Here is a 14,362-nt window from a genome sequence, read left to right as displayed (position 1 = left end):
GGAAAATATTTTTTTCAATAGTTGAAATCGCTTACAAAATTCGTATATGCTAGAGAAGGGAGAAAACTTAGGGGGTATTTCATACATGAAAAAAATCCTGATTGCCAACCGGGGCGAAATTGCACGGCGCATCATCCGTACATGCGACCGCCTCGGTATCGAAACCATCGCGATCCACTCCGAGGCAGATGGGGATCTGCCTTATGTGAGTGAAGCGACAGAAGCGGCAGCGATCGGCCCGAACCCGGTCGCGCAATCGTATTTACAAGCAGATAAAATTATTGAAGAAGCTGTAAAGCGCAATGCTGAAGCGATTCATCCAGGATATGGACTGCTATCGGAAAACGCGGATTTCGCGCGCAAAGTCAAACAAGCGGGACTGATTTTCATTGGCCCGAAACCTGAAGTCATCGAAACGATGGGCGATAAGCTCGGTTCCCGGCGCACAATGAAACAAGCTGGCGTGCCAGTCGTTCCTGGGACAGCTGAAGGGGTATCAGACATTGATGCAGCTGTCTTGGAAGCGAAAGCGATCGGTTATCCACTAATGCTTAAGGCGAGTGCGGGCGGAGGCGGAATCGGCATGGTGCTGTGTGAAAGTGAGCAAGCGCTCACTCAGCAGTTTGATTCGGTGAAAAACCGTGCCAAGGCGTACTTCGGAAACGATATCGTTTATTTGGAGAAATTCATTGCCAATGCACGCCATATCGAAGTTCAGATTTTCGGGGACGAGTCGGGCAATATCGTCCATTTGTATGAGCGCAACTGCTCTGTACAGCGCCGCAACCAAAAAGTCATCGAAGAATCGCCGTCTCCGGATTTGCCGGAATCTGCCAGAATCAAGCTATGCGAAGCAGCTGTTCAAGCAGCTCGCGCGGTCGGTTACACAAATGCAGGAACGGTCGAGTTCATCGTCGATGAGAACAACGACTTCTATTTCCTGGAAATGAACACCCGCCTGCAAGTGGAACACCCGATCACAGAAGAAGTGACAGGTGTCGACCTCGTCGAATGGCAAATAAATGTATCCAGAGGCGAAGCCTTGCCGGCACAAGACACAATCCATACAAACGGCCATTCGATTGAGTACCGCATCTATGCGGAAGACCCGAAAACATTCTTCCCGTCGCCAGGAACTTTATCCGTCTTGAAATGGGGCGCTGGCGCACGCATCGAGACCGGATACGAAGAGGGCAATAAAGTGACGCCATTCTATGATCCGATGATCGCCAAGGTCATTTTGACGGGAGCTTCGCGAGAAGAGGTCCTGGAGAAATCCAGGAAGTTCATTGATGAAACGACGATTGAAGGGGTTAAGACCAATTTGCCGTTATTCGACCGATTCATTGAATCCAAACCATTTATAGAAGGAAATTATGCGACCGCTGTATTGGCTCAGTGGCTTACACAACAAAAGGAGGAAAAAACAGTATGAAACAACTAACAGCATCTATGGCCGGAACGGTCTTGAACATTGCAGTATCCGAAGGGGATTCCGTGTCAGCGGGACAAACCGTCATGACCCTTGAATCGATGAAAATGGAAATTCCGGTAGAAGCGGAATTCGGCGGGAAAGTCGAAAAAGTCGATGTGGAAATTGGCAGCTTTGTCAACGAAGGGGACACATTGGTGACGCTCGGCGAATAAGGCATTTGAATCCAAAGGGGTGGAAGAAATGACGAAAACGACTGAAACAACGGGATATAATACACGGCTCGAAGAAAAGCTTTCCAAGATTTTCGCGGGCGGGCAAGAGAAATACCATGAGAAGTTGAAAGAAAGCAATAAACTATTTGTCAGGGACCGCTTGAATTTACTTTTTGATGACGGCGACTATATTGAAGACGGCCGTTTTGCGAATGTGGAAGCAGGCGATCTTCCGGCAGATGGCGTCGTCACGGCGATCGGCAAAGTGAACGGCGAAACGGTATGCGTCATGGCCAACGATTCCACTGTTAAAGCAGGGTCGTGGGGTTCACGGACAGTGGAGAAAATCATCCGCATCCAGGAAACGGCTGAAAAGATGCAAGTACCGATGCTCTATTTAGTCGATTCTGCAGGAGCCCGCATCACCGATCAATTGGAAATGTTCCCGAATCGCCGGGGCGCTGGACGCATTTTCCACAACCAAGTGCGCATGTCCGGAATGGTGCCGCAAGTTTGCTTATTGTTCGGCCCATCTGCAGCGGGCGGGGCATACATCCCGGCGTTTTGTGACATCGTTATCATGGTCGAAGGAAATGCTTCCATGTATCTGGGTTCACCTCGCATGGCAGAAAAAGTCATCGGCGAAAAAGTGTCGCTCGAAGAAATGGGTGGCGCCCGCATGCACTGTACCGTGAGCGGCGTAGGAGATGTTCTTGTCTCCACGGAGGAAGAAGCGATTTCAGAAGCGCGCCGCTATATGGCATTCTTCCCGGCGAATTTTGCCGGGAAGCCTGAAACGATCGAAGCAAAAGCAAAAAAAGCGGGCCGCAGCCTGGAAGAGATCATTCCGGAAAACCAGAACGCGCCGTTTGATATGTATGAACTGATCGACCAATTGATCGATGAAGGCAGCTTTTTCGACATCAAAAAACTGTTCGCGCCGGAATTGATTACCGGCCTTGCACGCATCGATGGGCAAGTGGTCGGCATCATCGCCAACCAGCCGAAAGTAAAAGGCGGCGTGTTGTTCGGGGATTCTGCCGACAAGGGCGCCAAGTTCATCAATCTCTGCGATGCATTCTCGATTCCGCTCTTATTCTTGGCCGATGTGCCTGGATTCATGATCGGCACGAAAGTGGAACGCGCAGGCATCATCCGCCACGGCGCCAAGTTCATCTCTGCGATGAGTGCGGCTACTGTGCCGAAAATTTCAGTCGTTGTGCGTAAAGCCTATGGCGCCGGTTTATATGCGATGGCAGGCCCTGCCTTTGAGCCGGATGTGTGCATTGCGCTTCCGACAGCCCAAATTGCCGTCATGGGCCCGGAAGCGGCAGTCAACGCAGTTTACTCAAACAAGATCGAAGCGATCGAAGACCCGAAAGAACGCCTTGCCTATGTCCAGCAAAAGCATCAGGAATATAAAGAAGAAATTAATATTTACCGTTTGGCATCAGAGCTCATTGTCGATGAAATCGTCGCGCCGTATGCACTTCGCGAGGAATTATCCAAGCGCTTGTCGATTTACGCGACGAAAGATTTGCCTTTGCCATATCGAAAACATCCGATCATTCCTGTATAATGAGTAATAGACGTGGAGTCTGCCTAATAAGGCAGGCTTCTTTTTTAGCAAACGCCCAAGACAAGGGACAGTCTGCTGCCTACGATTGCTCTGAAAAAAGGAGGGGTTTCCATGAAATTCGCAATTATCGGCGGAAACGCCCAGGCATTGCTGCTGGCGCATTTATTGAAAAAAGAAGGCGATGTGCAGCTGATCATCACGAATGAAGAACAAGCCGCTGAGCTTCACGCGCATGGCCTCGTATGTGGAACAGAACAACAGCAAATCGCCGTATATACCGATTTTGAACAGGTGGACCCGGATGCTTACATATTTATTACGGTTCATTCAGAAGAATTGCCGCCTATATTAAGGCTGCTGAAAATTCGCCGGCCGAGCAATCCGCTTGTGTTTGTCCAACAAGGGATGCTCTATATCGAAAAAGCCCGCTTATTGGCGCATCGCCAAATCGCGGCCGCCACATTGGAATGCGACGCAGTCAAAATCAATGCACACGAAATTAATTACTCGAAAACTCCTCAGCTTAGCCTTGGTCTAATAAAAGGCGAGCCGGCTCAATTCGAAGCGCTCACGAATGTGGGCCACATGGCGGTGCAATGGACAGGGGATATCGAGAGCCGGTTGTTCGAACAGCTGTTGAGAGACAGCCTCATCAATCCGTTGACGGCGCTGATGAAAATCGAAAAGGGGCGTTTGATTACTGATCCGAATGCCTACGAACTGTTCCGCAATCTGTACAATGAATTGTACTTAGCATTTCCGGAAATCGAAAGCTTGCAGCCGATCGAGCGCGTCGCTGCCTACTGCGCGTCACGCCCGGAAGAAATATCTTCCATGCTTGCAGACCGCATGGCCGGGGACCCGATGGATGTGGATGGGCTGATGCTGTATATCCTGCAGATTTCGAAATTGGATTTGCCTTTGTTCAAAGCGTTCTATCATTTATTGAAGACTGTTGAGGAAAACTGATGGAATGGATATCTACTGCCGGGAATGTGCTGCTTTACGTCCCGTTTATCTTATTTTTATTTGTCTACGCCTTGACCTATAAATCCCAAAAACGCAAGGCGCTCGGCATCGCGGCCGATGTCACGGCTTTTCTATTGTTCTTTTCCGTGCCGGCATCGATCGAATTGCTGTTTGGCTTGGAAGTTCAGCCTTTCATCTTCATGGCGGCTTTATTGTTTGCGATTTTTCTGCTGATCCGTGAGTGGAAGACTCAAAAAGAATTGGAAGTGATCAAGTTCCTGCGCAAAGTCTGGCGCATTTGCTTTTTGGCTTTATCTGCAATTTATGCCGCGACTTGGCTTGCTGGACTGATCTTTTTAGCGGTCCAATCATTCCGCTAGGCGGATTTTTTCTCAAGCAATCCTCCTTTTGTTATAGTAGTCTTTGAATGTAAAGCGAAAAGGGGATTCAACTTCATGAAATTAGAGGAGAAATACATACCGCCATCCTCCAAATTGATGGCTGATTATACGAACGAAGAACAAAAAATAGTGCAATACTTTTCCTATAAGCCTTCTTTGGAACAAGCCCGCGACAGGCTTGAAACCCTTGATAGCCATCCAGTCGACCGGAAAAAACTGGCGTCTATCATCGCAGGCTATATGGAGCCTTACGGGATATCTGAAGCTTCGAGGCAAAAGCTTGCACAATTCGAAGAAGGCGCATCGGTTGTGGTGACTGGCCAGCAGGCGGGATTGCTGACCGGTCCTTTGTATACGGTGCACAAAGCCATTTCTGCGATTTTATTGGCGAAAGAAGCTTCTGAAAAATTGGATACACCGGTCGTGCCAGTGTTCTGGATCGCTGGGGAAGATCATGATTTGGCGGAAATCTGCCATATATATCGCGAAACGAACGGCCGTGTCGAAAAGCTGAATTACCCGCATGCCAAACTAGGGAAATGCGCGGCTTCACACGCACCGCTTAAAGCGGATGAAATCGAGGCGTTTTTGGAAGAATACTTCCGCAGCTTGCCCGAAACTGCCCATACAAAGGAGATCCATTCCTTAGTATTCGGCCATCTTGAGAAAGCTGAGACGTTTACCGCATTTTTCGCGAGCCTGCTCAACCATTTCTTCGAAAAAGAAGGCTTGCTTTACATCGATGCCGCTAACGAGCAATTGCGCGCCTACGAATCAAGCTTTTTCTCAAAAATCATCGAAAACAGCGGAGCGATAGCGAAAAAGGTTGTGGAAGCTGAAACTGCGCTTCAAAAAGACGGTTATACAGCAGGAATTGATGCCAAAGACGAAGCGGCGCATCTCTTTATCACAATCGAAGGCGAACGCCTATTGCTCGAACGTGACGGAAGCCGTTTTGCCGTAAAGAATACGGCGCTAAGCTACACGGAACAAGAACTCTTGGAAATTGCCAAGCATGAGCCGGAGCGTCTCAGCAATAACGTCGTGACACGGCCATTGATGCAGGATCTCGTCTTCCCGGTGCTCGCTTTTGTCGGAGGTCCAGGAGAAATCGCGTATTGGGCGGCTTTAAAAGGCGCATTCGAACTTATGGGAATGGAAATGCCGATCGTCATGCCACGGCTTAGCGTCAGCTTGGTCGACCGCCGGACTGCAGCGCTTTTGGAGAAACGGAACTTGAGTTTTGAAGAAGTCGTCGTCGAGCGGAAAATCCCCCAGCTGCGCAATGAACTGCTCGATCACATCAGAGATGAAGAAACAGAAGCGAAGATCGATGAAGTCAAACAAGGCTTGACTGAAGAGTACGAAGAACTGATCAGCCGTTTTACAGCAGTCAGCGCCGGGCTTACGCCTTTGGCTGAAAAGAACTTGCGCATCCACTTGACCCAGCTTGATTTCCTGAAAAACAAGCTGCAAGACGAAGTGGCGATCCAGAACAGCACGCAGTTCAACCAGCTGGCGGCGATCGAAAATGCCCTATTGCCTGAATCAGGGTTGCAGGAGCGGATATATAACCCGGTCCCTTATTTGAACCAGTATGGCAAAGCTTTAGTGGAAGACCTATTAGCGCTGCCGATGAAATATGATAACACCCACAAAATTGTCATTCTTTAACTTGGAAAAGCCTGCATATGCAGGCTTTTTTTATGTGAAGTAAACTCTTTGAGATGAAATGCTGTAACAATAGTGAAATATTTTAAAAACAAGTGGTGGCATGTGGGGGAATGTGGTACATTAATTATAATAAGTGGGGTGAAAGGCATGTTCATGGGCGAATTTCAACACAATGTTGATGCTAAGGGCAGATTAATCGTTCCTGCAAAATACCGTGAATTGCTTGGTGAGCATTTTGTGATCACCAGAGGCCTGGATCAGTGCTTATTTGGTTATCCGATGAATGAATGGAATAAAATAGAAGAAAATTAAAAGAAATGCCAGTTACGAAAAAGACGCACGCGCATTCACCCGTTTTCTTTTCAGGGGCCCAGGAAGTGGAACTTGATAAGCAGGGGCGCGTCAATATACCTGCCAACCTTTTGTCGTATGCCAAAATCGAAAAAGAGTGCGTCATTCTCGGCGTCTCCAACCGTTTCGAAATATGGGCGAAAGATGCATGGGAAGCGTATTTCGAAGAATCCGAAGAATCCTTTAATGAAATTGCCGAAAACTTAACTGACTTTGATTTTTAATTAACGAACGGGGGGACTGGGTTGTTCAATCACACTACAGTTTTGCTGCATGAAACTGTCGATGGGCTGAACATTCGTCCTGATGGCGTATATGTAGATTGTACACTCGGCGGTGCCGGCCATAGCGAATATTTGGCCCAGCAGCTATCCGATCAGGGACATCTGTACTGCTTTGATCAGGATGTAACAGCAATCGAGCATGCAAAAGAAAAACTGAAAGACCATTTACATAAGATCACTTTTATCCATGCAAACTTCAAGGATTTAAAGGAAGAATTAGAAAAACGCGGAATCGAGCAAGTTGACGGCATCTTGTACGACCTGGGCGTTTCCTCGCCTCAGCTCGATACGCCCGAACGGGGATTCAGCTATCATCACGACGCTCCGCTCGACATGCGCATGGACCAAAGTGCGGAACTCAGCGCTTACCACGTCGTGAACGAATGGCGCTTCGAAGACTTGGTGCGCATCTTCTACCGCTACGGGGAGGAAAAATTCTCCAAGCAAATTGCGCGGAAAATCGAAGCTGCCAGGGACAAGCAACCGATCGAAACGACAGCGCAGCTGGTGGAATGCATCAAAGACGGCATTCCGGCTCCAGCGAGGCGTAAAGGCGGCCATCCAGCAAAACGCGTTTTCCAGGCGATCCGCATTGCGGTGAACGATGAACTCGGGGCTGCTGAAACTTCTTTGCAGGATGCGATCGAAATGCTCGCAATCGGCGGAAGAATCAGCGTCATCACTTTCCATTCTCTCGAAGACCGTTTGACGAAGGCTTTATTCAAGGAAGCTTCATCACTTCCGGAACTGCCGCCGAACTTGCCGGTTATCCCGGATGGGCTAGAACCGAAATTGAAATTAATTACACGAAAACCAATATTGCCATCAGAAGAAGAATTGGCGCATAATAATCGGTCGCGTTCCGCCAAGTTGCGGATTGCGGAGAAAATCAAACTCTAAGGACGTGTTTAAATGGCGTTGAATGCGAGAACCCAAACCTACATCCAGCAGCCGGCCGTTCCGCAAAGTCCGAATAGACAGCCGGCAAAAAAGAAAAAGCGCATCACCAAAGGCGAGAAAATCCTTTATACAGCTTTCCTGGCTGTCTGCATCATGTGCGCCTTGCTCGTCTTGCAAAATCAGTCGACGATCCAAGCTTCCACGCAGGAAATCCAGACAATTGAAAATTCAATCAATGAAACGACGAAAAAAAATACCGATTTGTCCGTGCAAGTAAGTGAACTGTCTTCATATGAGCGCATTTGGTCGAAAGCAAAGGATTACGGCTTAAAATTAAATGAGCGAAATGTAAAGGTAGTGCCGGGACAATGAAGAAAAAATTTCGTTTTCAAGGAGGAGCCTTTCTGCTATTTTTACTATTTGCAGGGCTCTTTTTCCTTTTAATGGCCAGAATAATCACAATTCAAGCGACGGGCAAAGTGGAAGGGCAGGAATTGGCTGCCAGAGCGGCTGCCAAATACAGCCAGGAAGAAGTATTGACCGCAGAACGCGGAAAGATTTTGGACCGCAACGGCGAAGTCATCGCAGAAGATACATTGACGTATAAATTAGTGGCGGTGCTGGATGAATCGGTGACGACGAATCCTGAACAACCGAACCACGTTATCGATGCAGAAGAAACAGCGGCGTACTTGTCTGAGCAATTGGGGACGCCGAAAGAAGAGTTAGTCAGCATTTTGGAGAATGGGATGGAAAAAGACCGCTACCAAGTGGAGTTCGGCGCAGCCGGGCGTGAAATCAGCCACACCCAGATGCTTGAGATGAAAGAAAAAGATTTACCGGGATTATTATTCGTCAAGGACCTTAAACGCCTTTACCCGAATGGTGTGTTCGCTTCCCATTTGATCGGATTCGCCATGAAAGAAGAATTCGAGGATGGGCAAGTGAAAACCATAGGCAAGATGGGCTTGGAGTCGATCCATGACGATATATTGACCGGCAAGAACGGGAAAATGGAGTTCGATACAGATAAATGGGGATATCTATTGCCGAATAGCCAAGAAGCTGTCACTCCCGCTATCGACGGATCCAATCTCCAATTGACGCTGGACCGCACGCTTCAGAACTTTTTGGAAGATGCCATGTCGAGCGTTCAGGAAGAATATAATCCAGCGCGCATGATTGCGGTGATCGCAGATCCGGATACGGGCGAGATCCTGGGCATGTCCCAACGCCCGACCTTCAACCCGAATACGCGCGAAGGCTTATCGGACAACTGGCTGAATGAAAGCATCGAGTTGACGATCGAGCCTGGCTCGCCGATGAAAGTATTCACATTGGCAGCGGCTGTCGAAGAAGGCAAATGGGACCCGAATGCTTATTACGATTCCGGAACCTATACATTGCTGGACCGCACGATCGGCGACCATAACAGCGGCCGCGGCTGGGGCAGCATCACATTCCTTGAAGGCTTCCAGCGTTCTTCCAACGTATCGATGGGCTATTTGCTTGAGCGCCTCGGTGCGGATAATTTCATGAATTATATCGATGCATTCGGTTTTGGCGAAAAAACCGGCATCGATTTGCCGAATGAAGCGGCAGGAAAAATCCTGGATCAATATCCGATCAATAAATTGACCACTTCCTATGGACAGGGGTCGACCGTTACACCGATCCAGATGATTCAGGCAGCGACGGCGCTGGCTGGAGATGGCACGATGATGAAACCGTATATCATCGACCAAATCAAAAATCCTGATACAGGCGACGTGACGCTGAAATCTGAACCAGAAGAAGCCGGTACGCCGATTTCAGCAGAAACAGCGAAAAAAGTGCGTGAAATCATGGCTTCCACTGTCACGTCGGAAGTCGGCTCAGCGCAAGGCTTTGCATTGCAGGATTATTCTGTTGCCGGGAAAACCGGTACAGCACAAGTTCCTGGAGAAGACGGGCGATACATGACGGGCACGAATAACTATTTGTTCTCATTCCTCGGAATGGCACCGGCTGATGACCCGGAACTATTGATTTATATCGGCGTCCAGCAGCCTCAATTGCCTGCGGATGAATATGGTTCTGTCCCAGTGTCCAAAATCTTCACGTCTGTCATGGAAAATGGTTTGAAGTATTTGAACATTGCACCTGAGAATTCCATAGAAGCAAAGACTGTTGAAATTGAAGACTATAAAGGGCTTTCTATGGAAGAGGCGGTTTCTCAGCTGAAAGCCAAGGGGTTGAACCCGGTTATCGCTGGTGATAATTCTCAAATAAGTGACCAATATCCAACAGCCGGCGAGAAATTGGTGGCCGGTGAAAATATCATTTTGAGAACCGGCGGCACCACAGCTATCCCGGATTTCACAGGCTGGTCGAAACGGGAGCTGCTGGCATTCCAAGCACTCAGCGGATTGCCGCTTGAAATTGCAGGGCAAGGCTTCGCCATGACACAAAGCGTGGCAGAAGGAGCAGTGCCGGAGAAGGGTGAATCTGTTATCATCGAATTGCAGCCGCCCGAAGTGTTCTATCCGGAGCAATCGCTGAATGCTGAAGAGCCACAACAACAGCCTGATACGGAACCTGCTGCAACGGAAAGTCAAGAAGCTGCTGAACCCGCAACAGAACAGACAACAGAAGAACCAACTGAACAACCCGTGAATAACGAAAATGAATAAATGAACGAGTGTACTCGTCTTTAAAGGAGCTCTATTAATGGAAGGTATAAATATATTTGGATTTGGGATCGCATTGATCATGACTGTAGCATTGATGCCAGTATTCATCCCGCTATTGAAACGCATGAAATTCGGTCAAAGCATTCGCGAAGAAGGCCCGGAATCGCATTTGAAAAAAACGGGAACACCGACGATGGGCGGGTTGGTGTTCCTAATCTCCATCATCGTGACAGTATTGGTAGTCGCTGCATTTAACGGGGTATTGACGACTCAAGTGGTCATTTTGCTGATTGTCTTATTCGGTTACGGATTGATCGGATTTTTGGATGATTTCATCAAAGTGGTGCTCAAGCGCAATCTTGGGCTGACTTCGCTCCAGAAACTGCTGGCACAAATCGTTATCGCCGTGTTGTCATTCTTTTTGCTGCGCGCGAACGGATTTGACACAGCGCTCGGCATTCCGTTTACGGATGCATCCATCGAGCTCGGCTGGGTATATGTCTTGTTCATCGTATTCTGGTTGGTCGGCTTCTCAAACGCCGTCAACTTGACGGATGGGCTTGATGGGCTAGTCGCAGGAACGGCATCCATCGCTTTTGCTGCGTTCGGCATACTGGCAATCGTCCAGCAAGAAACCGAATCGCTTTGTTCACCTTTGCCGTAGCAGGCGGATTGATCGGATTTCTTGTCTTCAATAAATACCCAGCAAAAGTATTCATGGGCGATACAGGATCTTTGGCTCTTGGCGGTGCACTGGCCATGGTGTCGATCCTATTGAAACAGGAATTGCTCCTGCTCTTGATCGGTTTGGTGTTCGTCATTGAAACCGCTTCGGTCATTTTGCAGGTCGGAAGCTTTAAACTACGGAAAAACGCATATTCAAAATGAGCCCGATCCATCACCATTTTGAATTGAGCGGCTGGTCTGAGTGGAAAGTGGTCACCGTATTTTGGGGTGTCGGTTTCATCAGCGCCGCGATTGCCGTTTTATTGGAGGTCATGTAAATGAAAGATTTGCCGCAATTGCATCAAAAGAAAGTACTTGTGCTCGGATTGGCGAAAAGCGGCTTTACAGCTGCCCGCCTGTTACATAAACTCGGAGCATTCGTAACGGTCAATGATTCCAAGCCCTTCGAAGAAAATCCCGAAGCCCAGGAGCTATTGAATTTGGGTGTCACGGTCATTTGCGGGCGCCATCCGGAAGATTTGTTGGATGAAGGTTTCGAATTGGTCATCAAAAACCCAGGTATCCCATACCGCAACCACCTGATTCAAAAAGCTTTGGAAAAAGACATCCCGGTGTGGACGGAAATCGAGTTGGCTTACCGTATAAGCGAAGCGCCGTTTATCGGCATCACGGGATCGAACGGCAAAACCACGACGACGACCTTGTTGTTCCACATGCTCAACCAGGACGGCAAGTCACCGCTGATTGCAGGGAATATCGGCACGGTGGCAAGCGGCGTAGCAGAAAAAGCAACAGCTGACCACGTCATTGTCACTGAGCTTTCTTCCTTCCAATTAAAAGGGACGGAATCTTTCCGCCCACATATCTCGATCATCACCAATCTATACGAAGCGCATCTTGATTATCATGGATCGCTGGAAGATTATATCGGATCGAAAAAGAAAATCACAGAAAACCAGACTGCTGAAGATTATTTCATCTACAATGCTGACCAGCAAATGCTCGTAGACCATGCCAAGACGGTCAAAGCACAAGGCATTCCTTTCACATTGAAAGACCGTACAGAAGAAAGCATCAGCGCAGACAGCGAATATATTTATTGGCAAGGCGAGCCGTTGATCGAACGCAAACGGATCATGCTGGCAGGCGAGCACAATCTGGAGAATATTTTGTCCGCCACTGCGGCAATGCTTCTTTCCGGTGGAACGAAAGAAACCATCATCCGTGTATTGACTTCTTTCACTGGTGTCAAGCACCGTTCTCAATTTGTCGGGGAATGGCAAGGCAGACGGTTCTATAACGATTCGAAAGCTACGAATGAACTTGCCACTAAAAGTGCGCTGGAAGCTTTCAACGACAACATCATTTTGCTCGCGGGCGGACTGGAGCGACAGCATTCGCTGGAAGAATTGCGCCCATACATGGACCGCGTGAAAGTGCTCGTCACTTTCGGCGAAACGGCGGACCGTTTTGCTGAATTTGCAGAAAGCTGCCATGTCCCAACGGTCATCAAAGCCGGTTTGATGGACGATGCTGTCGAAAAAGCGGTCAGCAGTTCATCACCAGAGGATACGATCCTATTGTCTCCTGCTTGTGCGAGCTGGGATCAATACGAAAGTTTTGAAGTTCGGGGAGATGCGTTCATCGAAGCGGCCCGAAAATATACAGAAGCGAACGAATAAGGCGAAGGAGCGGCGGATATGGACAAAGTTATAGACATCGAAGAACGCATACCAACGCTCCGGGAGCGGCGCAGAAAAAGGTCGAACCGCAAGTTTGCGGCTTTATTGATCGTTTTCGTATCGTTGCTGTTCATTCTCTTATACAGCCAGTCCACTTACAGCGAAATTCGTGACATCAAAGTCACAGGCGCTGAATTATTCGATGGTGAGAGCTATAAGCAGGCCAGCACTTTGGCGGTTGGGGATTCGATGTGGTCATTTGACAGCGGGGAGATCGAACAAGAAATCGAATCGCTCGAGTGGGTCGAATCGGCAACTGTCGAAAAGAAATGGCTGAGCTCTGTTGAAATCGAAATCAAGGAATTTGTCGAGATGGGGTATTTGGACCAAGGCAATAGCTACCAGGTGGTCTTGTCGAATGGCGTCGTGCTCAATCAGCCAATCAGCGTCGTCGAAGGACCGATCTTTTCGAATTTCGAAGATGAAGCGAAACGGGAAGCGTTGATTGAACAATTGGTCAAAACCGACCCGGAAGTGCAGAACCTCATCTCCCAAGTTATTTTGGATACAGAAGAGGAACGTGCGGATTACATCACGATCTATATGAATGACGGAAACGAAATCAAGGCGATTCTATCGACTTTGGCAGAGAAGATTAATTATTATCCATCTGTCACCGCCCAACTGGAAGACCGCAAAGGCATTATCGACATGGAAGTCGGCATCTATTTCCGTTCCTATAACGATGTGTTTGGATTGGCGGAAGCGGGTGAGGAACTTGAAAATGTCGAAGAAGAATGACCGCAAAAGCATCAGCAAGTCGATCATCTTCTCGCTCGTTTTCTTGGTTCTCGGATTCATCATGGCCTATTCCTACAGTTTGTCGAACCAGCGGGAAACGGAAAATGATTTTACGGGAGCCAGCTTTTTCGAGCAAAAAGAACAATACCGTAAAGAATTGATCGAACAACAAGAGCGCAATAAAGAATTGCGCGCAGAGTTGGATGATAAGCAAAAAGCCGTCCAGGAATTCGAACGGTCTGTGGTGGATGGTGAGGAAAATTATACGGCATACGCCCGGGAGGCAGAAGAATTGAGACGCTTCCTCGGGCTTGTTCCGGTTAAAGGGCAAGGTTTGAAAGTAACTTTGCAGGATGGTGATTACACGGCTGACCATGTGAATCCGAACGACTATATTGTCCACGAAAGCCATGTATTTCAAGTGATTAACGAACTCTATATTTCTGGAGCAGAGGCCATTGCAGTGAACGGTCAGCGGATTCACGGCAATTCCCATATTGTCTGCACGGGCCCTGTCATCACAGTCGACGGCATCCAGCATCCTGCGCCATTCACCATCGAAGCGATCGGCAGCCCAGATGTTTTGACTGCCTCCATGAAGCTGTCGGGCGGCGTCCAGGACCAGCTCGTCAACGATAATATCATTGTAACGCTTGATTCAGGGCAAGCCATCCGCATGCCGGCACTTTTGTCGGAGTTGGATACAGGGGGATGA

At 48.5% G+C, this 14,362-nt stretch carries 12 protein-coding genes and 2 pseudogenes; all 14 read left to right on the top strand.

Annotation, left to right across the window (positions count from 1 at the left end; translation table 11 throughout):
* The first annotated feature begins 85 nt into the window (after positions 1–85).
* The 14 genes and pseudogenes from CW734_RS11695 to CW734_RS11630 all read left to right on the top strand — a co-directional run bounded on the left by CW734_RS11695 (position 86) and on the right by CW734_RS11630 (position 14,362).
* The gene (locus CW734_RS11695; RefSeq protein ID WP_101190587.1) at positions 86–1,435 is read left to right on the top strand and encodes an acetyl-CoA carboxylase biotin carboxylase subunit; all 1,350 of its coding nucleotides are present in this window, start codon (positions 86–88) and stop codon (positions 1,433–1,435) included.
* A complete protein-coding gene (locus tag CW734_RS11690) occupies positions 1,432–1,647 on the top strand; it encodes an acyl-CoA carboxylase biotin carboxyl carrier protein subunit (RefSeq protein ID WP_101190586.1) in 216 nt (71 codons plus the stop codon). Before CW734_RS11695 ends, CW734_RS11690 begins: the two co-directional genes overlap by 4 nt.
* Positions 1,648–1,675: 28 nt before the next feature.
* Positions 1,676–3,226, top strand: a complete 1,551-nt coding sequence (locus CW734_RS11685; protein WP_101190585.1) for an acyl-CoA carboxylase subunit beta — start codon at positions 1,676–1,678, stop codon at positions 3,224–3,226.
* 111 nt (positions 3,227–3,337) lie between these two features.
* The gene (locus tag CW734_RS11680) at positions 3,338–4,195 is read left to right on the top strand and encodes a ketopantoate reductase family protein (protein ID WP_101190584.1); all 858 of its coding nucleotides are present in this window, start codon (positions 3,338–3,340) and stop codon (positions 4,193–4,195) included.
* The gene (locus CW734_RS11675; protein ID WP_101190583.1) at positions 4,195–4,575 is read left to right on the top strand and encodes a DUF3397 family protein; all 381 of its coding nucleotides are present in this window, start codon (positions 4,195–4,197) and stop codon (positions 4,573–4,575) included. The genes CW734_RS11680 and CW734_RS11675 overlap by 1 nt, the downstream gene beginning before the upstream one ends.
* Positions 4,576–4,650: 75 nt before the next feature.
* Entirely contained in the window at positions 4,651–6,270 is a 1,620-nt protein-coding gene (bshC, locus tag CW734_RS11670) for a bacillithiol biosynthesis cysteine-adding enzyme BshC (RefSeq protein ID WP_101190582.1), read from the top strand.
* Between the two features lie 147 nt (positions 6,271–6,417).
* A pseudogene (gene mraZ, locus CW734_RS11665) lies at positions 6,418–6,845 on the top strand (division/cell wall cluster transcriptional repressor MraZ).
* A 21-nt stretch (positions 6,846–6,866) separates the two neighbouring features.
* The gene (gene rsmH, locus CW734_RS11660) at positions 6,867–7,805 is read left to right on the top strand and encodes a 16S rRNA (cytosine(1402)-N(4))-methyltransferase RsmH (protein WP_101190581.1); all 939 of its coding nucleotides are present in this window, start codon (positions 6,867–6,869) and stop codon (positions 7,803–7,805) included.
* 12 nt (positions 7,806–7,817) lie between these two features.
* On the top strand, positions 7,818–8,177 hold the full coding sequence (gene ftsL / locus CW734_RS11655) for a cell division protein FtsL (protein WP_101190580.1): 360 nt from the start codon (positions 7,818–7,820) through the stop codon (positions 8,175–8,177).
* On the top strand, positions 8,174–10,477 hold the full coding sequence (locus CW734_RS11650; protein ID WP_101190579.1) for a penicillin-binding protein: 2,304 nt from the start codon (positions 8,174–8,176) through the stop codon (positions 10,475–10,477). The genes ftsL and CW734_RS11650 overlap by 4 nt, the downstream gene beginning before the upstream one ends.
* Before the next feature lie 37 nt (positions 10,478–10,514).
* Positions 10,515–11,481 (top strand): annotated as a pseudogene (gene mraY / locus CW734_RS11645) (phospho-N-acetylmuramoyl-pentapeptide-transferase).
* Complete coding sequence (gene murD, locus CW734_RS11640) at positions 11,482–12,846, top strand: UDP-N-acetylmuramoyl-L-alanine--D-glutamate ligase (protein WP_101190578.1); 1,365 nt, start codon at positions 11,482–11,484, stop codon at positions 12,844–12,846.
* Positions 12,847–12,864: 18 nt separating this feature from the next.
* Positions 12,865–13,647, top strand: coding sequence for a cell division protein FtsQ/DivIB (locus CW734_RS11635; RefSeq protein WP_101190577.1), 783 nt, complete (start codon positions 12,865–12,867; stop codon positions 13,645–13,647).
* Complete coding sequence (locus CW734_RS11630; RefSeq protein ID WP_407952172.1) at positions 13,631–14,362, top strand: DUF881 domain-containing protein; 732 nt, start codon at positions 13,631–13,633, stop codon at positions 14,360–14,362. Before CW734_RS11635 ends, CW734_RS11630 begins: the two co-directional genes overlap by 17 nt.

This window comes from Planococcus sp. MB-3u-03 (assembly GCF_002833405.1).
GTDB lineage: Bacteria > Bacillota > Bacilli > Bacillales_A > Planococcaceae > Planococcus.
The sequence above is the reverse complement of the archived record's forward strand: the minus strand, read 5'-3'. Positions and strand labels throughout refer to the sequence as shown.